21 protein-coding genes are annotated in these 25,076 nt (G+C 69.2%); 18 read left to right on the top strand and 3 right to left on the bottom strand.

The window, feature by feature from the left end:
* The first annotated feature begins 25 nt into the window (after positions 1 to 25).
* The 17 genes from MWN33_RS01170 to MWN33_RS01250 all read left to right on the top strand — a co-directional run bounded on the left by MWN33_RS01170 (position 26) and on the right by MWN33_RS01250 (position 19,495).
* The gene (locus tag MWN33_RS01170) at positions 26 to 985 is read left to right on the top strand and encodes a Bug family tripartite tricarboxylate transporter substrate binding protein (RefSeq protein ID WP_247198245.1); all 960 of its coding nucleotides are present in this window, start codon (positions 26 to 28) and stop codon (positions 983 to 985) included.
* Between the two features lie 111 nt (positions 986 to 1,096).
* Entirely contained in the window at positions 1,097 to 1,591 is a 495-nt protein-coding gene (locus MWN33_RS01175; protein ID WP_247198246.1) for a tripartite tricarboxylate transporter TctB family protein, read from the top strand.
* A complete protein-coding gene (locus MWN33_RS01180) occupies positions 1,588 to 3,084 on the top strand; it encodes a tripartite tricarboxylate transporter permease (RefSeq protein WP_247198247.1) in 1,497 nt (498 codons plus the stop codon). The genes MWN33_RS01175 and MWN33_RS01180 overlap by 4 nt, the downstream gene beginning before the upstream one ends.
* A complete protein-coding gene (locus tag MWN33_RS01185) occupies positions 3,081 to 4,448 on the top strand; it encodes an MmgE/PrpD family protein (RefSeq protein WP_247198248.1) in 1,368 nt (455 codons plus the stop codon). The genes MWN33_RS01180 and MWN33_RS01185 overlap by 4 nt, the downstream gene beginning before the upstream one ends.
* A gap of 2 nt (positions 4,449 to 4,450) precedes the next feature.
* Positions 4,451 to 5,206, top strand: a complete 756-nt coding sequence (locus tag MWN33_RS01190; RefSeq protein WP_247198249.1) for an SDR family oxidoreductase — start codon at positions 4,451 to 4,453, stop codon at positions 5,204 to 5,206.
* A gap of 33 nt (positions 5,207 to 5,239) precedes the next feature.
* Positions 5,240 to 5,992 (top strand): sulfite exporter TauE/SafE family protein, encoded by a 753-nt coding sequence (locus MWN33_RS01195; protein WP_247198250.1) that lies wholly within the window; start codon positions 5,240 to 5,242, stop codon positions 5,990 to 5,992.
* Positions 5,993 to 6,234: 242 nt separating this feature from the next.
* Complete coding sequence (locus tag MWN33_RS01200) at positions 6,235 to 7,335, top strand: transporter substrate-binding domain-containing protein (RefSeq protein WP_343312666.1); 1,101 nt, start codon at positions 6,235 to 6,237, stop codon at positions 7,333 to 7,335.
* 42 nt (positions 7,336 to 7,377) lie between these two features.
* On the top strand, positions 7,378 to 7,989 hold the full coding sequence (locus tag MWN33_RS01205; RefSeq protein ID WP_247198251.1) for an ANTAR domain-containing response regulator: 612 nt from the start codon (positions 7,378 to 7,380) through the stop codon (positions 7,987 to 7,989).
* Positions 7,990 to 8,272: 283 nt separating this feature from the next.
* A complete protein-coding gene (locus tag MWN33_RS01210; RefSeq protein WP_247199752.1) occupies positions 8,273 to 9,103 on the top strand; it encodes a nitrilase family protein in 831 nt (276 codons plus the stop codon).
* Positions 9,104 to 9,163: 60 nt separating this feature from the next.
* Complete coding sequence (locus MWN33_RS01215; protein ID WP_425531962.1) at positions 9,164 to 10,324, top strand: substrate-binding protein; 1,161 nt, start codon at positions 9,164 to 9,166, stop codon at positions 10,322 to 10,324.
* Between the two features lie 102 nt (positions 10,325 to 10,426).
* Positions 10,427 to 11,263 (top strand): branched-chain amino acid ABC transporter permease, encoded by an 837-nt coding sequence (locus tag MWN33_RS01220; protein ID WP_247198253.1) that lies wholly within the window; start codon positions 10,427 to 10,429, stop codon positions 11,261 to 11,263.
* On the top strand, positions 11,256 to 13,088 hold the full coding sequence (locus tag MWN33_RS01225) for a branched-chain amino acid ABC transporter ATP-binding protein/permease (protein WP_247198254.1): 1,833 nt from the start codon (positions 11,256 to 11,258) through the stop codon (positions 13,086 to 13,088). The genes MWN33_RS01220 and MWN33_RS01225 overlap by 8 nt, the downstream gene beginning before the upstream one ends.
* A complete protein-coding gene (locus MWN33_RS01230; protein ID WP_247198255.1) occupies positions 13,085 to 13,783 on the top strand; it encodes an ABC transporter ATP-binding protein in 699 nt (232 codons plus the stop codon). Before MWN33_RS01225 ends, MWN33_RS01230 begins: the two co-directional genes overlap by 4 nt.
* Before the next feature lie 10 nt (positions 13,784 to 13,793).
* Positions 13,794 to 14,525: a DUF1028 domain-containing protein gene (locus MWN33_RS01235; RefSeq protein WP_247198256.1), complete on the top strand. Its 732-nt coding sequence runs from the start codon at positions 13,794 to 13,796 to the stop codon at positions 14,523 to 14,525.
* Between the two features lie 62 nt (positions 14,526 to 14,587).
* A complete protein-coding gene (locus MWN33_RS01240; RefSeq protein ID WP_247198257.1) occupies positions 14,588 to 15,040 on the top strand; it encodes a MarR family winged helix-turn-helix transcriptional regulator in 453 nt (150 codons plus the stop codon).
* A gap of 217 nt (positions 15,041 to 15,257) precedes the next feature.
* Positions 15,258 to 16,388 (top strand): efflux RND transporter periplasmic adaptor subunit, encoded by a 1,131-nt coding sequence (locus tag MWN33_RS01245; protein ID WP_247198258.1) that lies wholly within the window; start codon positions 15,258 to 15,260, stop codon positions 16,386 to 16,388.
* Positions 16,385 to 19,495, top strand: coding sequence for an efflux RND transporter permease subunit (locus MWN33_RS01250; RefSeq protein ID WP_247198259.1), 3,111 nt, complete (start codon positions 16,385 to 16,387; stop codon positions 19,493 to 19,495). Before MWN33_RS01245 ends, MWN33_RS01250 begins: the two co-directional genes overlap by 4 nt.
* 12 nt (positions 19,496 to 19,507) lie before the next feature.
* Here MWN33_RS01250 and MWN33_RS01255 read toward each other — a convergent pair whose 3' ends face one another.
* Entirely contained in the window at positions 19,508 to 20,404 is an 897-nt protein-coding gene (locus MWN33_RS01255; protein WP_247198260.1) for a LysR family transcriptional regulator ArgP, read from the bottom strand.
* 73 nt (positions 20,405 to 20,477) lie between these two features.
* Between MWN33_RS01255 and MWN33_RS01260 the strand changes: the two genes are divergently transcribed.
* Complete coding sequence (locus tag MWN33_RS01260) at positions 20,478 to 21,110, top strand: LysE/ArgO family amino acid transporter (RefSeq protein WP_247198261.1); 633 nt, start codon at positions 20,478 to 20,480, stop codon at positions 21,108 to 21,110.
* A 213-nt stretch (positions 21,111 to 21,323) separates the two neighbouring features.
* Here MWN33_RS01260 and MWN33_RS01265 read toward each other — a convergent pair whose 3' ends face one another.
* Positions 21,324 to 23,531: an autotransporter outer membrane beta-barrel domain-containing protein gene (locus MWN33_RS01265; protein WP_247198262.1), complete on the bottom strand. Its 2,208-nt coding sequence runs from the start codon at positions 23,529 to 23,531 to the stop codon at positions 21,324 to 21,326.
* A 383-nt stretch (positions 23,532 to 23,914) separates the two neighbouring features.
* Complete coding sequence (locus tag MWN33_RS01270) at positions 23,915 to 25,030, bottom strand: DUF4097 family beta strand repeat-containing protein (protein ID WP_247198263.1); 1,116 nt, start codon at positions 25,028 to 25,030, stop codon at positions 23,915 to 23,917.
* Positions 25,031 to 25,076 lie beyond the last annotated feature (46 nt).

Below are 25,076 nucleotides of genomic sequence, written 5' to 3' on the forward strand. Positions count from 1 at the left end.
CGGCCCCGCTCCATGGGAGGAATCTATGCGCAAGACCCTGACCGGCCTGATCGCGGCGGCCATGACCGCCGCCCTCGGGACATTCGCCCTCCACGCCGAGCCGCTCGCCTATCCGCAGAAGGTCGTCACCCTCGTCACCCATTCGAGCCCGGGCGGCGGCAGTGACGTGTTCCTGCGCGAATTGAGCAAGTATCTCGGCAAGTACATCGCCGCCACCTTCGTGGTGGAGAACGTGCAGGGCGGCAGCGGCGCCAAGGCCGTCGCCCGCGTCGCCGCGGCTCCGGCCGACGGCAGCGTGTTCTACGCCACCACGCCGACCTACATCTATACCTCGCTGCTCTCCAAGCCCTCGGCCACCTATAAGGACCTGGAGCCCTTGGTGAACATGTTCGCCGACAGCGAGGTGATCTACACGCGCGCCGACGGCCCCTACAAGACGCTGAAGGATGTGATCGACAAGGCCAAGTCCGAGCGCGGGCGCTGGGGCGCCTCCAATCCGGCCTCGCTGGAGCGCCAGGCCGCCGAACAGCTCAAGCGCGCCGCCGGCGTCAACGCCGCCATCGTCACCCATGAGGGCGGCGGCGACATGATGCTCAACGTGCTGAACGGCACGCTCGACATCGGCATCGGCGAGATCCAGGAGCTGCGCTCGCAGATCGAGGCCGGCAAGGTGCGCCTGCTCGCCACCTTCAACCCGCAGCGCATCCCCGAGAAGCCCGATGTGCCGACCGTGAAGGAGAGCGGCTACGACGTCAGCCTCGTCAAGTTCCGCGGCCTCGCCGGCCCCAAGGGCCTGCCGGACGACGTGACCAAGGTGTGGGACACGGCGGTGAAGGCGGTGCTGGAGGATCCCGAGTACAAGAAGCGCTACACCGAGGAAGTGCTGGTGGCGAACTTCATTCCGCACGCCGAGTACCCGGCCTTCATCACCAATTTCGCCGACACCACCGAGGCGTTCCTGAAGGAAACCGGCGCGGTCAAGTAGCGGCCCGCCCTCCCGCGTGGCGCCGCCGGACAGGCCGGCGCCACGCCCCTTTCCCCCGAAGACCGTCCCGGGCCCGCAAGGGCCTGCGAGGACCGCTGCGAGGACCGCTCCATGAATCGCGACCTCATCGCCGGCGCCGTGCTGCTCGCCATTGCCGGCGCCTATTACGTCTCCATCGGCACCATCGCCGACAGCACCCTGTCGGACGAGGTCGGCGCCGCCGGCCTGCCGCTGGCGCTTGCCGGCCTGCTCGCGCTGATCGCCCTAGTGATGATGGCCCGCGCGGTCCTCGCGACGCGGGCGGCGCGCCGCGCCGGCGGGCCGGTGGCCGCCGTCGAGGACGACGAAGAGGGCGACGCCTCCGTGCCGCGCGCCCTCGGCCTGCTGCTGATCGGCGCCGCCTATGTCGTATTGCTGCCCTATGCCGGCTATGTGCTCAGCGTCGCGCTGCTCATCGCCGCCGTCGCGTTCTATGAGGGCGCCGCGCGGAGCTGGGTGATCCCGGCCGCCGCCATCGGCGGCGCGGCCCTCTACTGGGCGATCTTCGTCAAGCTGCTGGGCGTCCACCAGCCCGCCGGCATCCTCGTTCAGGGATGGCTCTCGTGACGACTTTCTGGGACATCGTTCATCTGCTCACCGGCACGCCGCTGTTTCTGGTCGCCATTCTCGGCCTGACCTGGGGCATTCTCGGCGGCGCGCTGCCGGGCATCTCGGCGTCCATCACCATGGCGCTGGTGCTGCCCTTCACCTACACCATGGACCCGGCCATGGCGATCGCGCTGCTCGCCTGCGTCTATATCGGCGCGGAATATGGCGGCTCGATCCCGGCCATCCTCATCCGCACGCCGGGCACGAACTCCTCCGCCGCTACGGTGATCGACGGCTATGAGATGAACCGGCAGGGCCGCGCCGGCGAGGCTCTCGGCATCTCGCTGATGTCGGGCGTGATCGGTAGCCTCTTCGGCCTCCTCATGCTGGCGATGCTGACCGAGCCGCTCTCCTGGCTGGCGCTCGCCTTCAAGCCGACTTCCTATTTCGCGCTCGGCATTCTCGGCCTCAGCGTCATCGCCTCGATGGGCGGCGATTCGCTGCTGAAGGGCCTCGCCGCCGCCGTCATCGGGCTGATGATCGCCACGGTGGGCACCGATCCGATCTCCGGCGTCACCCGCTTCACCTTCGGCGTGCCGGACCTGCTGAGCGGCATCGAGCCTGTCGTGGTGATGGTCGGCCTGTTCGCGCTCACCGAGCTGATGAGCCAGTCCGGCTCGACATCGGTCACTCAGCTCGGCAACTCGATCCGCATCCGCCTGCCCGGTTGGGAGATGATGCGCACGCTGCGCCGCTCGCAGATCATCGGCTGCATCCTCGGCCTGTTCGAGGGGCTCACGCCGGGCGGTGGCGGCTCGGTGGCCGCGTTCATGTCGTATAACGAGGCCCGCCGCTGGTCGAAGACGCCGGAAAAGTTCGGCAAGGGATCGGAGGAAGGCATCGCCGCACCCGAGACCGCCAACAATACGGTGGCCTCCACCGCGCTGATCCCGCTGCTGAGCTTCGGCATTCCGAGCTCCAACTCCACCGCCGTGCTGCTCGGCGGCCTGCTGATGCACGGCCTGCTGCCCGGCCCGCGCCTGTTCGAGCAGAACCCGCAGGTCATCGACAGCCTCTATGTCGGCTCGCTGATCGCCATCATCGCCCAGATCGGCGTCGGCGTGATCATCCTGCCGGCCTGCGTGTGGATGGTGAACCGCCCGCGTCCCTATCGCTCGGGCTTCATCTTCGCGCTCATCCTGTCGGGCCTCTACACGCTCAACAACAGCACGTTCGACCTCGGCCTCGCGCTCGCCCTCGGCCTCGTCGGCTACTTCATGCGCCTCGCCCGCTTCCCCGTGCTGCCGATGATCCTCGGCGTCGTGCTCGGCCACATGGTCGAATCGAGCTACCGCCGCTCGCTGGTGCTCTCCGGCGGCGACTTCCACATCTTCGTCGAGGATCCGATCGCGGTCGGGCTGCTCGGCGCCGCCCTCCTCTTCGTCACCTTCTCGCTGGCGCGCGAATATCGCGAAGCGCGCCGGACCAAGCTGCAGGAAGCCCACCAGTGAACCAGCACAGCCCCCTTTCCGGCACGACCGCCGCCGGCCGCCTGGCCGCCTTCGCCGAAAGCGCCGTCCCGCCCCCGGCGGCCGACGCGGTGAGCCGGCGCCTGCTGCTGGACATTTGCGGCCTCGCCTTCTCGGCCCGGCACGAGCCCTATACGCGCGCCGCCCTCGCCAGCGCCGCCGGCCCCGGCCCCTGCACCGCCATCGGCCACGCGCAGGGCTTCGGCCTCTACGACGCCGCGCTGATCAACGGCACGGCGGCGCATGGCGAGGACTATGACGACACCTTCGAGGGCGGGCCGGTGCATGCCGGCGCCGTGCTGGTGCCGGCGACGCTCGCCATCGCCCAGCATCGCGGCCTCGGCGGTGCCTCCGTGATGCGCGGCATCGGAGTCGGCGCGGAGATCATGAGCCGGCTAAGCCTCGTGACGCCGCAGGCCATTCACAAGGCCGGCTTCCATCCCACGGCGGTCATCGGGGCGCTGGCCGCCTCCGCCGCCGTCGGCGTCGCCATCGGGCTCGACCGGGCACGCATCGCCAACGCCATCGGCATCGCCGGCAGCCTGGCCTCGGGCATCATCGAATATCTCTCCGACGGCACCTGGACCAAGCGCCTGCACCCCGGCGCGGCGGCGCAGGCGGGCCTGCGCGCGGCGCTGCTCGCCGAGGCCGGCTTCCTCGGCCCGGCGACGGTGCTGGAAGGCGACCACGGCTTCTTCCGCGCCTTCGCGCCCTCGAAGACGGCGAACTTCGCGCCGCTGCTGGACGGGCTCGGCGAGGAGTGGATCATGCCGACCATCGCCTTCAAGCCCTATGCCTGCGGGACCATGACCCAGCCCTTCATCGACTGCGCCATCGCGCTGGCCCGACAGGGGGTGGCGGCCGAGGAGATCGTTTCCATCGTCTGCAAGGTCGGCGAGGGCACCGTGCACCGGCTGTGGGAACCGCTCGCCGCCAAGCAGACGGTGCCGAACGGCTATGCCGCCAAGTTCTCGACGCCCTATTGCATGGCGGTCGGCTTCCTCGAAGGCGCGGCGGGCCTGCGCCAGTTCGGCGACGACCAGACCCAGCGCGCCGACGTGCGCGCCCTCGCGGCGCGCATTTCCTACGAGATCGACCCGGCCGACGAGTACCCGCACAATTTCACCGGCCATCTGCGGGCGACGCTGAAAGACGGCTCAGTGCGCGAAATCCGCCAGCCGCACATGCGCGGGGGCGCCCGCGAGCCGCTGAGCGATGCCGAGCTCACCGCCAAGTTCACCGCCAACGTGCTGTTCGGCGGTGGCGACACGGCGACCGCCGAGGCGCTGCGCGCCGCCATCGACCGCATCGCCGCCGGTGCGCCGACCGTCTCGCTGGGAGCCTGAGCATGAGCGACATCCATCACCGCCCGGTCGCTATCGTCACCGGCGCCTCGCGCAATATCGGCCGCGCCATCGCGCTGGCGCTCGCCGGCGCCGGAACCTCGGTCGTCATCGTCGCCCGCAGCGACCGCGAGAGCGCCGAGGCGGTCGCCCGCGAAGTCGAGGCGGCCGGCACGGAGGCGAGCGTCGTGCTGGCCGACGTGGCGCGCGAATCCTCCGCCGACATCATCGTCGACCACGCGCTGGAGCGTTTCGGCCGGCTCGACATTCTGGTGAACAACGCCTCGGTGCGGCGCGAGAAGCCGGTGGAGGCGATGAGCTTCGCCGAGTGGCACGAGATCCTCGGCATCTGCCTCGACGGCGCCTTCCTTTTGACCCGCGCCGCCATTCCGCACCTCTCCGCCTCGCCGGCCGGCGCCATCGTCAACATAGGCGGGCTGACCGCCTATACCGGCGCGCCCGGCCGCGCCCATGTGGTGGCCGCCAAGGCGGGACTGGACGGGCTGACCAAGGCGCTGGCGGTGGAGCTGGCGCCGCGCGGCATCACGGTGAACCTCGTCTCGCCCGGCCGCATCGCCACCGATCGCAGCCACGGCACGGCGGAGAAGAACCCGGCCCACCATGCGCGCAACCGCACGCTGACCGGCGCGGAAGGCTCGGCCGAGGACGTCGCGTCCATGGTGGCCTATCTTGCGGGTCCGGCCGCGCGATTCGTGACCGGCCAGACCATCCATGTGAACGGCGGCGCCTACCTCCCCTGAGGCGGCGCGCCGGCGCAGCGCCGGGAGCGGAGCATGTTGGAAGCCGTGACGCCGGCGCAGTACGCGCTTGTGGCGCTGATGGCCTTTCTCGCCGGCACGCTCGGCGGCGTCACCGGCTACGGGCCGGGCCTTCTGCTCCCGCCCATCCTGCTGCCCATCGTCGGGCCCGAGGCGGTGGTGCCGGTGATCGCCGTCTCCTCGCTGATGTCCAACGCCTCGCGCCTCGTCGCCTTCCGCCGCGATTTCGACCTGCGCCGCGCCCTGCTCATCGTCGCCTTCGCGCTGCCGGCCTCCGCGCTCGGCGCGTGGGGCTACACCCGGCTGTCGGGCGGCCTCATCTCGGTGATCATCGGGACGGTGCTGATCGTCGCGATCCCGGCCCGCCACGCGCTCATGCGGATGCGCGGCCGGCTTTCGGGTCGCGGACTGATGGCGGCCGGCGCCGGCTATGGCGTCCTTATGGGCGGCACGGCCGGCACCGGCGTGGTGCTGATCTCCATCCTGCTGGCGACCGGGCTGAACGGCGCGGCGGTGATCGCCACCGATGCCGGCATCTCGCTGGTGCTCAGCGTGATCAAGGTCGGCGTGTTCGTGGCGGCAGGCGCGCTGCCGCTCTCCTCCTGGGTCATGGCGCTCCTCATCGGCGTGTCGGCGACGCCCGGCGTGTTCCTGGCAAAGCGGGTGCTCGGAACGCTCTCCAGCCGCGCGCATATCCGCATACTCGACATCATCGTCGCCATTGGCGGGCTGATCCTGATCGTGCAGGGGCTGCGCGCACCGGCCTGACCCGCATTCCCCGCGCGGCTTGCGTTTTGGACGCCCGCGCGCGAATAAACGCGGACTGTCGGGCGGGCCGCCGCGCAGGCGCGGGCCACCTGCCCGGCGCGATTTCCCCGCCACGAAACATGGCGGCGCAGCAGCGGCGGACGGAAGCGGTGACGGATCGCGACAGGGGCGAAGATCGGCGGCCCGACACAGGCCGGACTGACGTTGGCCGAAATGACGGGGGCCGTACCGATACCTGGCGGATCGGCGTGCTGTTCTCCCGCAAGGGCCACATGCAGATGCCGGAGACGGAGCATTTCCGCGGCACCGCGCTGGCCATCGAGGAGATCAACCTCTCCGGCGGCGTCAACGGGCGCGCCATCGAGCCGGTCTGCTACGATCCCGAATCCAGCCCCGAGCTCTATCGCCGCTATGCCGAGCGCCTGCTCACCGAGGACGGCATCGGCACCATTTTCGGCTGCTGCGCCTCCTCCAGCCGCAAGGCGATCCTCGCCACGGTGGAACGGCGCAACGCGCTGCTCTGGTACCCCTCCCTCTATGAGGGCTTCGAATATTCGCCGAACGTGATCTACACCGGCGCGGCGCCGAACCAGAACAGCCTGCAGCTCGCGCGCTACCTGTTCGCCAATTTCGGCCGGCGCTTCTATCTCGTCGGCTCGGACTACATCTATCCCCGCGAATCCAACCGCATCATGCACGACGTGGTGGGGCGCGAGGGCGGCGAGGTGGTGGGCGAGACCTATGTACCCGTCCTGCCGCACGAGGACCAGATCCGCCGCGTGGTGGAGGACATAAGGCGCAAGGCGCCGGACGTGGTGTTCTCCACCGTGGTCGGCACCGGCGGGCAGGCCTTCTACCGCATCTTCCGCGAAGCCGGGCTCGATCCCCGCACCATGCCGGTGGCGAGCCTCACCTTTGCCGAAGGCGAGGTCGCCGCAATAGGTCCGGAGCTGTGTGCCGGACACATCACCGCCGCGCCCTATTTCTCGACCGTCGACACACCCGCCAACCGACGCTTTGCCGCCGCCTACCGCGCCCGCTTCGGCCATGACGCGCCGGTGACGATGTATGCCGAAGCGGCCTATTTCCAGATCCACGTCTTCGCCGAGGCGTTGCGCCGGGCCGGCTCGCTCGACACGCAGCGCCTTGTCGACGCCGCGCTCGGCACCGAATACGACGCGCCGCAGGGGCGCATCCGCATCGACCCCGACAACAACCACACCTATCTGCACCCGCGCATCGGCGTGGTGAACGCGCACGGCACCTTCGACGTGGCGTGGGAGGCGCGCGCGCCGGTGAAGCCGGACCCCTATCTCGTCGACCACGTGTACGACCATGCATAGGCCCGGCGGGCGAGCCGTGCGGCGGGTCGGGGAGGCGATCGGGTGAGCGCCGCGGTCATCCAGAACCTGCGCAACACGCGCGTCGCCGTCGTGCATCCGCGCGACCAGGACGGCGAGGATCTGGTGCGCCAGCTCCAGCGCATCGGCTGCCAGGTGCAGATGGTCTGGCCACCGCCCGCGCAGCTTCCGCTGCCGCTCGACGCGGTGTTCTTCCTGCTCGACCGCGACACCAGGAGCTCCATGCCCTGGCGCATGGCGGATCTCAGCATCGCCCACATCGCCATCGTCGATTACGAGAATCCGACCGTGCTGAAGGCGTTGCTCGATTCGAGCGCGCATGGCGTGCTGGTGCGCCCGATCCGCGCCTCCGGCGTGCTGTCCAACCTCGTGCTGGCGCTGTCCATGCGCGGCTATGAAAGCCGGCTGCTGTCCAAGATCGCCAAGCTCGAGGACACGCTGCGCACCCGCCGCGACGTCGAGAAGGCGACGCGGCTGCTGATGGGGCTGCGCAACCTGACCGAGGACGAGGCCTACCAGTTCATCCGCAAGCAGGCGACCGCCCGCCGCGTGCCGATCGGCACCGTCGCCGCCTCGATCATCAACGCGCAGGCCATGCTCGCCGAGCTCGGCCGCGACACGGACGGCGAGCGTTGAGCAAGCGGCAGAGGCATATCGCCTAGATTATAGGCATTTGAACAAGTGCCGTACTTGTCGGCACTTCGGGCTTGACTCCGCCTTTCCGCTGCGTTTCGATGACCGTGCTCCATGGGGAGCGTCGGCGGCAGCGTTGCCGCTTCACATTCAGGCTGTGCAGCCCTCGTTGGCGCCGGAAGGCGCTGCCGGGGGCTTTTTGTTTTCGCGACGCGGGCGACCGCGGCGCCCGGAGAGGTGTGCCCAGATGCCGAGTTCGAGCCTTGTTCGCGTCGCCTGCATCCAGATGGAGCCGCGCTTCGGCGACACTGCGGCCAATGTCGCCCACACGCTCGACCTCATCTCGCGCGCCGCCGACGAGGGCGCGAAGCTCGTGGTGCTGCCCGAGCTCGCCAACACCGGCTACGTCTTCGAGACGCGCGCCGAAGCCTTCGCGCTGGCCGAAACCATTCCGGACGGCCCGACCTCGCTGGCCTGGGCGAAGATCGCCGCCGAGCGCGGCCTCTTCATCGTCGCCGGCATCACCGAGCGCGAGGGCGAGGCGCTCTACAACAGCGCCGTGGTGATCGGCCCGCAGGGCCATATCGGCACCTACCGCAAGACGCATCTGTGGGGGAACGAGAACCTGTTCTTCGAGCCGGGCAATAACGGCTTCCCGGTGTTCCAGACCGCCATCGGGCGTATCGGCGTCGCCATCTGCTACGACGGCTGGTTCCCGGAAGTGTACCGGCTGCAGGCGCTGCAGGGCGCGGACATTGTCTGCGTGCCGACCAACTGGGTGCCGATCCCCGGCCAGGCCGAGGGGCGCGAGGCGATGGCCAACATCCTCGCCATGGCCGCCGCCCATTCCAACTCGCTCTACATCGCCTGCGCCGACCGCATCGGCACCGAGCGCGGCCAGCCCTTCGAGGGCCAGAGCCTCATCCTCAGCTACACCGGCTGGCCCGCCGCCGGCCCGGCCAGCCGCGACGGTGAGGAGATCGTCTCCGCCGAGATCGACCTCGGCGCCGCCCGCCGCGCCCGCAACTGGAACGCCTTCAACCAGGTGCTGCGCGACCGCCGCACCGACATCTACGCCGAGATGCTCGGCTCCGACATTTCCCGCGGCTGGTACTGAGCCCGCCGCGCCCGCCTGCGACACAACGATAACCTTCCGGAGAACCAGACCATGTCCCTGATGCGCATTTCACGCCGCCGGCTGCTTCTGGCCGGCACCGTCGCCGCCGGCCTGCTCGCCGGCCCGGCGCTCGCCGCCGACACCATCACCATCGGCATCCCGGTGGGCCTGTCGGGCGCCAACTCGGTGGTCGCCCCCTCGGTCGTGCAGTCCGCCGAGCTCGCCGTCGAGGAGATCAACGCCAAGGGCGGCATCCTCGGCAAGAAGGTGGTGCTCGAAGTCGCCGACGACGCCTCGGGCGCCGCCGGCGCGCAGAAGGCCTTCGATTCGCTGATCTTCCAGAAGAAGGTCGACGCGCTGATCTCCATGGAGACCTCGGCCGCCCGCAATGCCGGCCTGCCGATCGTCAACCGCGGCAAGGTCCCCTACATCTACACCTCGTTTTACGAGGGCCGCTCCTGCTCGCCCTACATGTATGTCAACGCCTGGGTGCCCGACCAGCAGGTCGCCCCCATCGTCGACTACTTCAAGGACAAGGGCGCCAAGACCTATTTCCTGATCGGCTCGGACTACGCCTTCGGCCGCGGCATGCTCGCCTTCACCAAGGAGTACATCGAGAAGACCGGCGGCAAGATCGTCGGCGACGAATACGCCCCGATGGACGCCACCGACTGGACCGCCATCCTCTCCAAGGTGAAGGCCGCCAACCCGGACGCCATCATCACCTCGACCGCCGGCGGCGCGCCGAACGTGACCCTCACCAAGCAGCTGCGCGCGGCGGGCATCAAGTCGCTCTACGGCAACCTCGCCGTGGATGAGGGCACCGCGAAGTCCATGGGCCCGGACGCCGAGGGCATCTACATCGCCGGTTCCTACTTCACCAACATCGACACCCCCGCCAACAAGGCGTTCCTCGCCGCGATGGAGAAGAAGTTCGGCAAGGAGATGAAGACCCCGAACGACCTCTCCGTGCCGGAATACGAGGCAGTCTACGCTTACAAGGCGGCGGTGGAGAAGGCCGGCACGACCGACGCCGCCAAGGTCATCCCGGCGCTCGCCGAGGTGACGGTGGACGGCCCGCGCGGCGCCATCACCATGAACAAGCAGCGCCACGCGCCGCTGACCATGTATCTCGGCCAGGTGAAGGGCGATGGCTCGGTCGACATCATCTCGACCTTCAAGGACGTCGATCCCGGCGAGCAGTGCCCCAAGCTGAAGTGAGCGCCTGACGCTCCAAACCCGCCATCCCCGGCCCCGCCGGGGATGGCACGGCTTTTGAGACGTCGTCCTCTGAGACGTCGCCCGCGACCCGAAGGACCCCACATGATCGCCCAGACGCTGGACATCGTGACGACCGCCGCCATCCTCTATGCGGTGGCGACCGGGCTGCTGCTCGTGTTCGGCGTCATGAAGATCATCAATTTCGCCCATGGGGGGCTGATGACGCTCGGCGGCTATGCCGCGCTCATCGCCACCCAGGCCGGGCTCAACCCGTGGCTCGCCATCCCGCTCGCGGCGCTGTTCGGCGGCGTCGCCGGCATGGCCATCGAGCGCTTCGTGGTGCGCCCGCTCTACGCCCGCCCGCTCGACGCCATCCTCGCCACCTGGGGTCTGTCGATCATCATCGGGCAGGTCATCACCCTCGTCTTCGGGCGCGGCGTGCAGTTCACGCAGGCCCCGCTCGAAGGCACGCTCGACCTGTTCGGCGAGAGCTATTCCGCCTACCGCCTCGCGCTGGTGGGCATCGCCGCCGCGCTCGGCCTCGCGCTCACCGCGCTGCTGCAGGGCACGCGCCTCGGGCTGGAGACCCGCGCGGTCATCATGAACGAGGACCTCGCGCGCGGGCTCGGCATCAACAGCGCGCTGGTGCGCTTCATCACCTTCACACTCGGCTCGGCGCTGGCCGGCGTCGCCGGCGCGCTGATCACGCCGCTGTCGAGCGTCGACCCCAACATGGGCGTGCCCTGGCTGGTGAACGCCTTCATGCTGGTGCTGGTCTCCGGCGCCTCGCTCGCCAGCCTGCTGGCGGCCTGCCTGGTGCTGGGCGGCGCGCAGGTGCTGGTGGCGACCCATCTCAGCCCGGTGCTCGGCGGGCTCACCATCGCCGTGCTCGCCGCCGTCATCCTGCGCATCCGTCCTCAGGGGTTCGCCCGTGACTGAAGCGCGCCGCCTGTCCCTCATCCTCGCCGTCGCGCTGCTCGCGCTCGGCGCAATCTTCGCCGGCCCCTATGTGCTCGACACCTATTCGGTGAACGTGCTCACCCGCTCGCTGCTCTACGCGGCGGTGGCGCTGACCGTCGACCTCCTATGGGGCTATCTGGGCATCCTCACCTTCGGCCAGTCGGTGTTCTTCGCCTGCGGCGCCTATGCCGCCGGCCTCGTCTTCACCCATATGGACTTCAGCGAGGGCAACGCCGTTCTCGCGCTGGCACTCGGCGTCGGCGGCGCGCTGCTGGTGGCCGCCATCGTCGGCTGGCTCGCCTTCTGGCACGGCGCCTCGGCGCTCTATGCCTCGGTCATCACGCTGGTGCTGCCCATCGTGGCGACGCAGCTGCTCTATTCCGGCGGCACCTTCACCGGCTCGTCGAGCGGCCTCTCCGGCTTCATGAGTTTCGACCTCTCCATGGAGGCGTGGTTCTGGCTGGCGGGCAGCTTCCTCGTGGCGGTGACGACGCTCGCCTATATCGTGGTGCAAAGCGATGCCGGACGGCTGCTGGTCGCCGTGCGCGAGAACGAGCAGCGCTGCAAATATCTCGGCCTCGACACCTCGCGGCTGAAGATCCTCGTCTATCTCGCCTGCGCCGTGATCGGCGCGATCGCCGGCTACATCTATGCCGGCTACGCGATGGTGGTGGCGCCCGAGCTCGCCGGCTTCGTCTTCGGCACCGAACTCGTCATCTGGACCGCGCTCGGCGGGCGCGGCACCTTGCTCGGGCCGGTGTTCGGCGCGCTGATCGTCGATTATGAGAGCGCCCAGCTCGCCGGCGACTATCCCTTCGTCTGGCAGCTCATCATCGGCACGCTGTTCGTGCTGGTTATCATCGCCTTCCCGCGCGGCCTGCTGCCGGTGCTGTTCGACATTCCGCGCAAGGCGCTCGGCCTTGTCCGCAAGCGCCCCGCCGCGCCGCCCGCCAGCGTCACCCTCTCGACGCTCGATGCCGCCGAGACGCAGGGCGAGGAGGTCGGCGACGACGGCCCGGCGCTCGCCGTGCACGGTGTCGCCCGGCGCTTCGGCAGCCTCAACGTGCTGGAGGCGATCGACTTCGAGGCCCGCGCGGGCGAACTCGTCAGCCTCGTCGGCCCGAACGGCGCCGGCAAGACCACGCTGATGCGCTGCATTGCCGACGGCGCCGAGCGCTCGGCCGGCACCATCGTCATCAATGGCCACGATATCGGCCGCAAGCCGCCGGAAGCCTGCGTCGCCCTCGGCGTCGGCCGCAAGTTCCAGATGGCCAATGTGTTCGAGACCTTGACCGTCGCGCAGTGCCTGCAGATCGCCCGCGCCCGCCATGCCCGCCCCTCGTTGTGGCGCCGGGCGCGGGAACTGCCGCTGCCGGAAGCCGCGATGCACGTGCTGGCCACGACGGGGCTGGACCGGCAGCTTTCCACCCCCGCCCACCTGCTCTCGCACGGCATGAAGCAGGCGCTGGAGCTTTCCATGGTGCTTGCGCTGGAACCGCGCGTGCTGCTGCTCGACGAGCCCACCGCCGGCCTGACCAAGACCGAGCGCATGCAGATCGGCGCCATCCTCATCGACCTGACGAAGAAGCAGGGCCTGTGCGTGCTGCTGGTCGAGCACGATCTCGATTTCGTGCGGGAGATTTCCTCGCGGGTCATCGTGCTGCATCAGGGCCGCATCGTGCTCGACGGCTCGGTGGAAGAGGTGGTCGCCTCCGAGCTGGTCAAGCAGGTCTATGCCGGTTCCGGCCATGCCGGCATCGCGCATGAGAGCGGGCCCTCCACCGCGCAGGAGATGCCGGCATGAACGCGCTTGAGATCGACGGCCTCTCCAGCGGCTATGCCGGCGCCGTGGTGGTGCGCGAGGTGAGCCTTGCCCTCGCGCAGGGCGAGATCCTCGCCGTGCTCGGCAAGAACGGCATGGGCAAGTCGACGCTGCTGAAGGCAACCATGGGCTTCCTGCCCAAAATGGCCGGCACCGTCGCCATCGCCGGCACCGAGGCGACGCGGCTCGCGCCCCACCGCGTGGCGCGGCTGGGCGTCGGCTATGTCGCGCAGGAGAAGGCGCTGTTCCAGGACCTGACCGTCGAGGAAAATCTCCGCCTCGCCGTGCGTCGGCCGGATTTCGAGGCGGCGTTGGCGGAGGTGGAGGCCTCCTTCCCCTTCCTGCTGCAACGGCTGAAGCAGCGCGCCGGCACGCTGTCGGGCGGCGAGCAGAAGATGCTGCTGATGGCGCGTTCGCTGGCGACCGGGGCGAAGCTGCTCATGGTCGACGAAATCACCGAGGGGCTGCAGCCCTCCGTCATCGACCGGCTCGCCGGCGTCATCCGCGCCTGCCGCGAGCGGCACGGCACGACGATGCTGCTGGTGGAGCAGCATCTGCCCTTCGCCCTCGCCGTCGCCGACCGCTGGGCGGTGCTCGACCGCGGCGAGATCGCCGAGACGGGCGCCTCCTCCGAACCCGACGCCCGCGCCCGCGTGCTGAAGCATCTGAGCGTGTAAGGAGCCGCGCGTGACCTTCTCCATCGTCGCCCGCTGCCCCCTCACCGGCCGCCTCGGCGTCGCGGTGGCCACCGCCGTGCCCGCGGTCGGCTCCATGTGCCCCTTCACCCGGGCGGGCACGGGGGCGGTCTCCACCCAGTCCTGGGTCAACCCCTATCTCGCCCTCGGCGTGCTCGACCTCATCGCCGGCGGCGCGCGGGCACCGGAGGCGCTGGCCGCCGTTCTGGAGAAGGACGCCGCGCGCGAGTTGCGCCAGATCGGCGTCGTCGACGCGGCCGGACGGGCAAGCGCCTTCACCGGCGCGGAATGCACGCCGTGGTGCGGACAGGAGACCGGCGAAGGCTTCGCGGTGCAGGGCAACATGCTGACCGGGCCCGAGGTGATCGCCGTCATGGCGAGCGCCTTCCGCGCCTCGACCGGCGCCCCGCTCGACGAGCGGCTGATGCGCGCCATGGAGGCGGGAGACGCCGCCGGCGGCGACAAACGCGGGCGCCAGTCCGCCAGCCTGCGGATACAGGGCGCCGAGGATTATCCCGCGCTTGACCTGCGGGTCGACGAGCATCCCGCCCCGATCGCCGAGTTGCGCCGGGTGCTGGAGATCGCCCGGCTTCAGCTCGTGCCCTTCGTCGAGGGCATGCCGAAGCGCGACGCGCCTCCCGGCCCGGCGCCGGAGTCGGTCACCGCCATGCTCGCGCTGTCCCCGCCGCAGCGGCCAGGCGGAGGCGGCAGCGCACCTGACTGAGACGGGGCACCTTACGGAAGTGGCCGCTTGACAATAAGTGCATATGCACGTATCTGACCGGCATGAGTACCGATGAAGCCTCCCCGCTTTCGCTGTCCCATGTGGCGGCCAACTGCCTGTGCCGGCGCGTGCAGCACGCCAGCCGCAGCGTGGGCAAGCGCTTCGACGACGCGTTTCGCGGCACGGGGCTGAACAACTGGCAGTTCACCATGCTGATGGCGCTGTCCTCGTCCTCCGCTCCGCGCACCATCGGCCAGGTCGCCGCCGAACTCGGCATGGACCGCACCACCACGACCAAGAACCTGGGTCCGCTGGAACGGCGCGGTCTGGTGGCGGTGCGCGCGGACGAGAAGGACGCCCGCGTGCGCCGCGTTGTGCTGACCCCCGAGGGCGCAAAGGTGCTCGGCGACGCGATGGCGCGCTGGCAGGCGGTGAACGACGAGGTCGCGGCCGGGCTGACGCCCGAGCAGCTCGCCACGCTGCGCGCCGCGCTCGACATCATCGCGCGGCTGTGACGGGGACCGGGGCATGTCGACGGTTCTCCTTTCCCAGTTAGGTGGATATCCACTTAACTCACCTTCGCCGATACGGTGGCCCGCGGACATCGACCAATGTTCGGCCATCGAGGGTCCGGCGGCCGGGAATGCCCCCTTCCGGTCGCCGGCCCGCCCCCTCTCCGCAGCCGCTTCTCAACCCCTTTCCCGCAGCCCTTTCCGCACCCGCGAGCCCGCCATGCGACTGAAGACGCTCCTTCTCATCTCGGCGGCGGTTCTCGCGACGGGCGGCGCCGGCGTCGTCCTGTTCACCCGTGCCTCCGCCATCCCGGTCGCGCAGGCCGATCCGCGCCGCGAGCCGCCGCTGGTGCGCACCGTCGAGGTGCGGCCGGCCGGCGTGTCGGAGCGGGCCTTCACCGGCCTCGTCGCCGCGCGGGTGCAGAGCGATCTCGGCTTCCGCGTCCATGGCAAGGTCGTCCAGCGCCTTGTCGATGCCGGCGAGCGCGTGACTGCCGGACAGGTGCTGATGCGCATCGACCCGAGGGATCTCGACCTCGCCCGTGCCGCCCGCGACAACGCGGTGGCGGCCGCGCAGGCCCAGCTCGTTCAGGCCGAAGCCGACGAGGCGCGCTACAGCCGGCTGGTGGCGGATGGCTGGACGCCGAAGCAGCGCTACGAGCAGGCCCGCGCCGCCGCCGACACGGCGCGGGCGCAGCTGGACTCAGCCCGCGCGCAGGCGGAGGTCGCCCGCAACGAGAGCGCCTATGCCGAGCTTCACGCGGATGCCGACGGCACCGTGGTGGAGACGCTGGCCGAGCCGGGACAGGTGGTCGACGCCGGCCAGGTGGTGGTGCGCCTCGCCCATGCCGGGGCGCGCGAAGCCACCATCGACCTGCCGGAGACGGCGCGCCCGGCCATCGGCTCAGGCGCGCAGGCACGGGTCTACGGCATGGGCGAGGAGCGTTTCCCCGCCCGGCTGCGCCAGCTCTCTGATTCCGCCGACGCCGCCACCCGCACCTATGAGGCGCGTTACGTGCTGGACGGTGCGGCGGGCGAAGCCCCGCTTGGCGCCACCGTCACCGTCTGGGTACCTCAGACCACGGGCAGCGGCGCGGACGAGACAGAGGTGCCGCTCGGCGCCTTGCTCGACGATGGGCGCGCTACCGGAGTCTGGGTGGTCGATCCGGCGGCCTCCACCGTCGCCCGCCGGCCGGTCGCGATCCGTCGCATCGGCCAGGAGAGCGCCATCGTCACCGGGCTGGCACCGGGACTGCGGGTCGTCGCGCTCGGCGCCCATCTCCTGCACGAAGGTGACGTTGTGCGGATGGGCGGAACGCCGGCCGGTACCGAACGGACGGCAGCGCAATGAACGGCTTCAATCTCTCGGCGCTCGCCGTGCGCGAGCGCGCCGTCACCCTTTTCTTCATCCTCGCCATCGCGGTGGCCGGTGCCTACGCCTTCGTGAAGCTCGGCCGCGCCGAGGATCCCACCTTCACCGTGAAGGTGCTCACCGTCACCGTCGCCTGGCCCGGCGCCACCGCGCCGGAGATGCAGGAACTCGTCACCGAGCCGCTGGAGAAGCGGCTTCAGGAGCTGCGCTGGTACGACCGGGTGGAAGCGCTGGTGCGGCCGGGCCTCGCCTTCCTCACCCTCACGCTGCGCGATTCCACGCCGCCCGAGGACGTCGCCGAGCAGTTCTATCAGGCCCGCAAGAAGCTCGGTGACGAGGCGCGCAACCTCCCCGCCGGCGCGCTCGGCCCCTTCATCAACGACGAATATTCCGACGTCACCTTCGCGCTCTACGCGCTGCGCGCGCCCGGCATGGCGCCGCGCCTGCTGGTGCGGCAGGCCGAGACGATCCGCCAGCAATTGCTGCATGTGCCGGGCGTCAACAAGGTCAACATACTGGGCGAGCGGCCCGAGCGCATTTTCGTCGAGTTCTCCTATCCCCGCCTCGTCACGCTCGGCATCAGCGCGCAGGACGTGTTCGCGGCGCTGGCGCGGCAGAACGCCGTCACCCCGGCCGGCTCCATCGACGCCGACGGTCCGCAGGTGATCGTGCGGCTGGAGGGGGCCTATGACGATCTCCAGAAGATCCGCGACACGCCGGTGGTTGCCGGCGGGCGCACGCTTCGCCTCGGCGACATCGCGGAGGTGGAACGCGGCTACGAGGACCCGCCGACCTTCCTGATCCGCAACGAGGGCGAGCCGGCGCTGGCGCTCGGCGTCGTCATGCGCACCGGCTGGAACGGGCTGGAACTCGGCCGGGCGCTGGAAGCGGAGACGGCGAAAGTCGCCGCCACGCTGCCGCTCGGCGTCTCGCTCACCAAGATCACCGACCAGGCGGTGAACATCGCCGAATCGGTCGACGAATTCATGCTGAAGTTCTTCATGGCGCTCGGCGTTGTGCTGCTGGTCAGCCTGCTGAGTCTGGGCTGGCGGGTCGGCATCGTGGTGGCCGCCGCCGTGCCGCTGACGCTGGCCGCCGTCTTCGTCATCATGCTGGCGACCGGGCGCTTCTTCGATCGCATCACGCTGGGCGCGCTGATCCTCGCGCTCGGCCTGCTGGTCGACGACGCCATCATCGCCATCGAGGTGATGGTGGTGAAGATGGAAGAGGGCATGGACCGCATAAAGGCGGCCGCCTATGCCTGGAGCCACACCGCCGCACCCATGCTGTCGGGCACGCTGGTCACGGTCATCGGCTTCATGCCGGTGGGCTTCGCCCGCTCCACCGCCGGCGAATATGCCGGCAACATTTTCTGGATCGTCGCCTTCGCGCTGGTCGTCTCGTGGTTCATAGCGGTCGCTTTCACGCCCTATCTCGGGGTGAAGCTGCTGCCCGACATCAAGCCGGTGGAGGGCGGACACCACGCCATTTACGCGACTTCAGGCTATCGCCGCCTGCGCGCGCTGATCTCCTGGGCGGTGCGCCGCAAATACATCGTCGCCGCCGCCGTGCTGCTGGTCTTCGCGGTCTCGGTCGTCGGCATGGGCGGGGTGCGCCAGCAGTTCTTCCCGGTCTCCGACCGGCCGGAAGTGCTGGTGGAGGTGCGCCTGCCGGAAGGCACCAGCATCGGCGTCACCCGGCAGGCGGTGGAAGAGGTGGAAGCCTGGCTGCGCGGCCAGCCGGAGGCGCAGATCGTCACCTCCTATGTCGGGCAGGGCGCGCCGCGCTTCTTCCTCGCCATGGCGCCGGAGCTGCCCGACCCGGCCTTCGCCAAGATCGTCATCCTGACCCCGGATTCGACGGCGCGCGAGGCGCTCAAGCTGCGCCTGCGCCAGGCCGTTGCCGAGGGGCTGGCCCCCGCCGCCTATGTCAGGGTCACGCAGCTCGTCTTCGGCCCCTACACGCCCTTCCCGGTAGAGTTCCGCCTGCGCGGGCCCGATCCCGACGTGCTGCGCGGCTTCGCCGACGAGGCGCTGGCAATCATGCGCGCCGACCCGAACACCCGGCAGGCCAACGAGGACTGGGGCCGCCGCGCGCCCGCGCTGCGCTTCGTACTCGATCAGGACCGGCTGCGGCTGATCGGCCTGTCGCCGGCGGAAGCCGCCCAGCAGCTGCAGTTCCTGCTCACCGGCATCACCCTCACGCAGGTGCGCGAGGACATCCGCACGGTGAACGTGGTCGGCCGCAGCTCCGGCGGCGAGCGGCTGGACCCGGCGCGGCTGTCCGACTTCACGCTGACCTCGCGCGACGGCAAACGCGTGCCGCTCGACCAGATCGGCCATACCGAAGTGCGCATGGAGGAGCCCATCCTCAAGCGCCGCGACCGGGTGCCGACCGTCACCGTGCGCGCCGACATCGCCGACGGCCTGCAGCCGCCCGAGGTTTCGCGCGCGCTGATGACGGCCTTCCAGCCGCTGATCGCCCGCCTGCCGGAGGGCTACACGCTGGAGATGGCCGGCTCGATCGAAGAGGCCGCAAAGGCGAATGTGGCGCTCGCCGCCGTGTTCCCGCTGATGCTGACGCTGATGCTGGCGGTGATCATGGTGCAGGTGCGCTCCTTCTCCGCCACCGCCATGGTGATGCTCACCGCGCCGCTCGGCCTGGTCGGTGCGGTGCCGACCCTGCTCATCTTCAATCAGCCCTTCGGCTTCAACGCCATACTCGGTCTGATCGGACTGGCGGGCATCTTGATGCGCAACACACTGATCCTGATCGGCCAGATCCACACCAACGAGGCGGAAGGGCTCGATCCCTACCACGCCGTGGTGGAGGCGACGGTGCAGCGGGCGCGGCCGGTCATCCTCACCGCGCTGGCGGCGGTGCTGGCCTTCATCCCGCTGACCCATTCCGTGTTCTGGGGTTCGCTGGCCTATACGCTGATCGGCGGCACCGCGCTGGGCACGGTGCTGATCCTCGTCTTCCTGCCGGCGCTCTACGCCATCTGGTTCCGGGTGAAGGCGCCAGCCCCCGCCGATGCCGCACCGGCGCCCGCCGCTTCGCACGCCGTGCCGGCCGCCCACGGCTAGCGGGGCGGGCGTCTACGCCGGCGGCACCAGCACCCGGGCCGCCGCCGCGCGCACCGCCTTGGTGAGCCGGCTCAGCAGCGAGGCGTGCAGCCGGGCGACGGTCCAGTAGAGCGGCACCTCGACCCGCTGGCCGGGCGGCAGCTCGACAAGGCGGCCGGCGTCGAGATGAGGCTGCGCCATTGCGACGGGGTGCATGCCCCAGGCGAGGCCGGCCAGCGTCATGTCGAGGAAGCCGTGAGTCGAGGGCACCCAATGCACCGCGCCGGCCGGCTCGACACCATGTGCCGTGCCCGCCCAGCGCGACTGGAGGAAATCCCGCCGGTCGAAGCGCAGGAAGGGCGCGCGGCGCAGCGCCTCCGGCGTGACGCCCGTGGGGAAATGGCGCGTGATGAAATCGGATGCGGCGCAGGCGGCGTAGCGCAGCGCGCCGAGCGGCACGGTCCGGCATCCCGGGACCGGCTCACGCTCGGCGGTCACGGCGGCGAGCACCTCCCCCGAGCGCAGCCGCGCGGCGGTATGCGCCTCGTCGTCGAGGGCGAGGTCGAGCGCGGCCTCACCCTCCCGGCCAAAGGCGGCGGCCGCCGCCGGAAACCAGGTGGCGAGGCTGTCAGCGTTCACCGCCACCGGCAGCGTCAGCCGCCCTTCTGCCGGGCCGAGGGCACCGCCGAGAGTGGGCAGGTCGTGCTCCAGCAGCCGCACCCGGTCGAGATGGGCACAGAGTGTGCGGCCGAGATCGGTTGCCGTGCAGGGCTGGCCGCGCACCACCAGCACCGCGCCGACGCGCTCCTCCAGCCCGCGCACGCGCTGGGAGACGGCGGAGGGCGTGATGCCGAGGGCGCTCGCGGCCCGCTCGAACGAGCCCTCCCGCACCACGGCGGCGACGGCGGACAGCGAAGGGTAATCCAGCATGGATGAAGTCTTGCTTCATTGGGATTAGGAGAACAAGTTTTACTTGATCGGGAGGAGGCGCCACCAAGGCGCCATGACATCCGCATCGCTCGCCCCCTTTGTCACCGGCTTCCTGCTTTCGGCTGCCCTCATCGTCGCCATCGGCGCGCAGAACCTGTTCGTGCTGCGGCAGGGGCTGCGGCGCGAGCATGTCGGACCGATCGTGCTGTTCTGCGGCGCCGCCGACGCGCTGCTGATCCTTGCCGGGGTGGCGGGCGTCGGCGCCTTCCTCGCGGCGCTGCCGCAGCTCTCGACGCTGCTCGCGCTCGGCGGCGCCGGCTTCCTCGGCTGGTATGGACTGCGCGCCCTGCGGCGCATGGCGACGCCGGAGGCGATGGCGGTGAACGCGGCGGGGGGTGTGACGCTTGCCCGCGCGCTGCTGGCGACGGCCGGCTTCACCCTGCTCAACCCGCATGTCTATCTCGACACCGTGCTGCTGATGGGCGCCGCCGGCTCGGCACAGCCGGAAGCCGCGCGCCCGCTCTTCGTGGCGGGGGCGGCGGCGGCGAGCTTCGTCTGGTTCGCCGGGCTCGGCTATGGCGCACGGCTGCTGCGCCCGCTCTTCGCCCGGCCGGGGGCGTGGCGTGTGCTGGATGCGCTGGTGGGCGTCGTCATGCTGGGGCTTGCCGCCTCGCTCGCCGCCCGCGCGCTGGCGGCCGCAAGCTGACGGGGACGCGGGGCCGCCGGGCTGCAGCGTGGACAGGATGCTCGACGCGGTGCGGAGGTTCGGACGCCGGGTTCGCGATCGTGAGCGCGTTGCGCCCGCGCGTGCCGCGCGGTTGCGAAGCCGGCCAGGATCGGGAAAGGCGCACCCTCAGCATGGCCCGCCGAAAACGGGGCCGGCCACGCGCCGCACGGGCGTCGGGGCCGGCCTTCGCTATCAGAACTTCTTCTCGACGCCGATCTTGGCGGTCAGCTGGCTGGCCTCGGAATTGAATTCCGCACCGGCCGAGACGACGAAGGAGAAGCTGCGGTCCACATTGTAGAACTGCGCCGAACCGGCGACTTCGCCGAACATCCCGTCGAGCCCGTCGACGAAGCTGGTCGTGGCGAAGGTGGCGGGGTCGAAGAACACCACCGAGTTGTTGCCCTCGAACTCGTTCCAGAGCTTGCCCAGCACATAGACCTCGCCCGAGCCGAAGCTGGTCACGAAGTTGGCGCCGACGCGCGCACCGATACCGCCGCGAACGCTGGTGTTGTCGTCGTAGCTGACCGAGGCCCCGCCATAGTAACCGTCGTCGAAGGACGAGGTGACATAGGCGAAGGACACCACCGGCTCCAGGTAGAAGACGTCCTGGGTGAAGCGGTAGCCGACATTGGCCCGCACGCCGACATTGGTCACGTCGCTGTTGAGGCCGGTCATCGACGGCGAGTTGTAGTCGAGGTCGAGGAAGTCGGCCTTCACCTCGGCATCGGCGTAGAAGGGGCCGGCCTTGTAGGAGAGATAGCCGCCGACCGAGCCGCCGCTGTATTCGGCGGACATGCCGTAGGAATTGAAGTTCACGTCCGAGGTGATGTAGCCGCCGAACACGCCGAACCGCCAGGTGTCGGTGGCGAGATAGTCCGCGCCGCCGAAGAAGCTGTAGGTGTTCTGGTCGTACCCGGTGTCATACGCCACCGGCGTGCCGAGGATGTAGGACGTCTCGTAATTGTCCCGCGTCGCCCAGCTGCCGCCGGCCCGCGCCCAGATAAGGATCCGGCGGTTCCCCTCGGATTCGACCGCGCCCGGCATCGCGCCGCGGAAATAGGCGTCGTAGATGTGGTCCTGAACGACGCCGTTCGACTGGTACCAGATGTTCTGCGCGGCGGTGATCAGGCTCGGCAGGGCGTGCGCGGCCGTGCCCCAGTCGGTGACCAGCTCGAATTCCGAGCTGACCTCGTCCTGGCGCAGGAAGGTCGCGTAGAACCCGCTCTGCACCGCGCCGTAGCCGCCGATGTTCACATAGCCCTGCGACAGCGGCGAGATGTAGAAAGTCTCGCCGTACTTGCACAGCGTGCTGCCGCAGCTGTTATCGGGCGGGAGCGCGCTGAAGGGCGCGAAGTCGGCGCCGACGCCGCCGGTCGCGCCGCTGTAATCCACCACGACGAGGCCGTTCGAGCTCATGCCCGGAGCACCCTTCACCGTGTTGAGGATGATGCCGGTCGAGCCCGAGACGCTCGCAGCGACGAAGTCCTTGTCCTTGCCGTGGTCGGTGATGACGAGAACGTCGGCGGTGTTGTCGGTGTAGTCGATGTCGACGGCCAGATTGCCGTAGCCGGTATAGCTCGCCTCCAGCAGGAAGCGGTCGCCGACGCCACCGTCCATCATCGACAGCACGCCGTTATTGATCAGCGTGAAGTCGTGGAACTTGGTCTGCTCGGCCGTATCGGCGAGGAAGGCGGACTGGATCAGGCCGGTGTTCTCGAGATAGGCGTCCGTGCCCTTGATCTTGCTCTCGCCGGAAGTGAACCAGGTGCCGGTGTTGAGGAAAGCCGCCGTGCCCGAATCCTTGCTGTCGACATCGACGGCACCGATAAGCAAGCCGTCATTGACCACCAGGCTGCTGCCGCCCTTGATCTTCAGCTCCGCGTCGTCCGCCGCATCGGCGAAGTCGGCGAGCCAGCCGGAGGCCAGCACGTTGTCTACGGCCAGCCAGTTCGCGCCGAAGCCGAAGGAGAGCACGTCGATGGCGCTGCTGTTCCAGCCATAGGGCGTGTTGATGCTGCCGATGACGCCAGTGTCGCCGTTGTAGACGAGCACGCCGGACGCCGTCTTGTCGGCATCCACCTTGACGACGGAGGTGTCTTTGCCGCCCTCGCCGATCAGCGTGCCGAAATTCAGCACCGCGACGGACGACTCACCCTTGTACTTGATGTCGACGGCCGAGCCGACAGGCGCGAACACGCCGCCGGTCGTCACCGCCTCGGTGCCCGGCGTCACCGTGGCACCGTTCGCGAAGCCCGGCGTCAGGTAGTCGTCCTGCCCGCTGAAATCCCAGACGCCCGAATTCGCCACCACCACGCCGAAGGCGGTGGGCTCCGACTCGTAGCCGTAAATGATGTCCGAAACGTCGATCTCCAGATCGCTTGTCGGAGGTCGGGAGCGCATAGGTGCCGTCGCCATAATTGCTATAGACGTTGATGCGGGCGTTCGGGCTCGACACGGCGTCGATATCACCCAGGCCGTTCGCCACGATGATCGAGCCGCCGATCCCGTCCTTGCTGTTCTCGGCATAGATGCCGGCATTGACCTTGCTGCCATCCATTTCGAGCAGGCCGGCATTGACGACCACGACGGTGCCGTTGCTGCCGTCCCCGTCCTTGCTGTCCGTGCTGGCGTAGATGCCGTACTCGCCGGCGGCGGAGATCTCCGAGCCGATCCAGTTGGCGACGAAGATGTCCCCCCCTTCTTGTTGTTCACCTCGATGCCGATCTTGTCGGCGTCGATGACGCCGGACGCGCCGAGCGAGGGGAAGCCGTTATAGACCGAGACTATGGACCCGTTGCCGTCGACGGAAATGCCGTCCTCGCCGCGATGATCGTCTCGGAAGAGGCGTTGTAGATGTCGACGGAACCCGAACCCTCGGCCTTGACCGCGATACCGGTCTTGTCGGCTTCGATATGCCCGAAATTATAGATATCGGTGTGGCCCGTGCTGTCCTTGCCGGTCTCGACGGAAATGCCGTTCTTGTCGGCATAGATGTCACCGGCATTGAAGATGTCGATGACGCCGGCACCGCTCTCGTTCTTGGCCGAGATACCGTCTTCCTTCGCGTAGATCGCGCCGGTCTCGACGATCTTGCTCGTCATCTCGTCCAGCACGCCGTTCCAGATGGTGATGTCGCCGCTCTTGGACGTCGCCTTGATGCCGGTGCCTTTGACCTGACCGATGGTGAAGGCTTCACCCACCTCGAGGTCGACGGGGGTGGTGTCTACATAGAACTGGTTGTCCTTGAGCGACAGTTTGTCGGCGAAGATCACACCGACGATGCCGGTGTTGACGATGACGATATCGCCATCCTTGGACTCGGCCGTGATGCCGTCGCCCTTGCTGGCCTCGATATAGGCGCCGCTCTCGATGGAAATGTTGCCGAGATTGGCGTCCTTGGTACCGGTCTTCACCGCGATGCCGGTCTTCGTGCTCTCGATGGCGCTGGTGTCGCCGATCTCGACCTCGATGTCGTAGCCCTTGTCGTCCTCGATCGAGACGCCTTCACCGTTGAAGTAGTTGTAAACCGTGTTGTCGCTGCCATCCACTTCCGGCGCGGTGAGGTGGAAGTCGTTGTCGAAGGTCTTGTCGGAGCCCGTCGTCGGCGCCTTACCGGACTTGTACTGCGCGTCCTTGCCGGAAATCTCGCCCTGGCAGACGGCGTTCCAGTAATCGAGCGGAGCCATGCCCGGGGCGTTGGTGATCGTGCAGCCGGAGAGCGGGACGGCCCGAGCCGGGGTCGGCTGGACGACGACCACGCAGGTCATCAGGGCCGTGCCGGCGAGAAGAGCGCCACGTGCTAGGCCGGCCGGCGTCAAGGCACGGAAACGGAACTTGCCGGACACAGCAGCACGCTTGAGGCCGGAGCGCTGGGCGCTCGCCTTCCGCTTCATACGCATTCTAAAAGCCCCCCCGGCAAACGGCCGGTGAGGACTTGCCAAACGG

The sequence above is a fragment of the Ancylobacter koreensis genome (assembly GCF_023016525.1).
GTDB lineage: Bacteria > Pseudomonadota > Alphaproteobacteria > Rhizobiales > Xanthobacteraceae > Ancylobacter > Ancylobacter koreensis.

Bases quoted from the DNA above. Each gene is read 5' to 3' on its own strand.
- MWN33_RS01170 (WP_247198245.1), top strand. From the start codon at position 26: ATGCGCAAGACCCTGACCGGCCTGATCGCGGCGGCCATGACCGCCGCC.
- MWN33_RS01175 (WP_247198246.1), top strand. From the start codon at position 1,097: ATGAATCGCGACCTCATCGCCGGCGCCGTGCTGCTCGCCATTGCCGGC.
- MWN33_RS01190 (WP_247198249.1), top strand. From the start codon at position 4,451: ATGAGCGACATCCATCACCGCCCGGTCGCTATCGTCACCGGCGCCTCG.
- MWN33_RS01195 (WP_247198250.1), top strand. From the start codon at position 5,240: ATGTTGGAAGCCGTGACGCCGGCGCAGTACGCGCTTGTGGCGCTGATG.
- MWN33_RS01210 (WP_247199752.1), top strand. From the start codon at position 8,273: ATGGAGCCGCGCTTCGGCGACACTGCGGCCAATGTCGCCCACACGCTC.
- MWN33_RS01215 (WP_425531962.1), top strand. From the start codon at position 9,164: ATGCGCATTTCACGCCGCCGGCTGCTTCTGGCCGGCACCGTCGCCGCC.
- MWN33_RS01220 (WP_247198253.1), top strand. From the start codon at position 10,427: ATGATCGCCCAGACGCTGGACATCGTGACGACCGCCGCCATCCTCTAT.
- MWN33_RS01230 (WP_247198255.1), top strand. From the start codon at position 13,085: ATGAACGCGCTTGAGATCGACGGCCTCTCCAGCGGCTATGCCGGCGCC.
- MWN33_RS01240 (WP_247198257.1), top strand. From the start codon at position 14,588: ATGAGTACCGATGAAGCCTCCCCGCTTTCGCTGTCCCATGTGGCGGCC.
- MWN33_RS01245 (WP_247198258.1), top strand. From the start codon at position 15,258: ATGCGACTGAAGACGCTCCTTCTCATCTCGGCGGCGGTTCTCGCGACG.
- MWN33_RS01250 (WP_247198259.1), top strand. From the start codon at position 16,385: ATGAACGGCTTCAATCTCTCGGCGCTCGCCGTGCGCGAGCGCGCCGTC.
- MWN33_RS01255 (WP_247198260.1), bottom strand. From the start codon at position 20,404: ATGCTGGATTACCCTTCGCTGTCCGCCGTCGCCGCCGTGGTGCGGGAG.
- MWN33_RS01260 (WP_247198261.1), top strand. From the start codon at position 20,478: ATGACATCCGCATCGCTCGCCCCCTTTGTCACCGGCTTCCTGCTTTCG.
- MWN33_RS01265 (WP_247198262.1), bottom strand. From the start codon at position 23,531: ATGCGCTCCCGACCTCCGACAAGCGATCTGGAGATCGACGTTTCGGAC.
- MWN33_RS01270 (WP_247198263.1), bottom strand. From the start codon at position 25,030: ATGCGTATGAAGCGGAAGGCGAGCGCCCAGCGCTCCGGCCTCAAGCGT.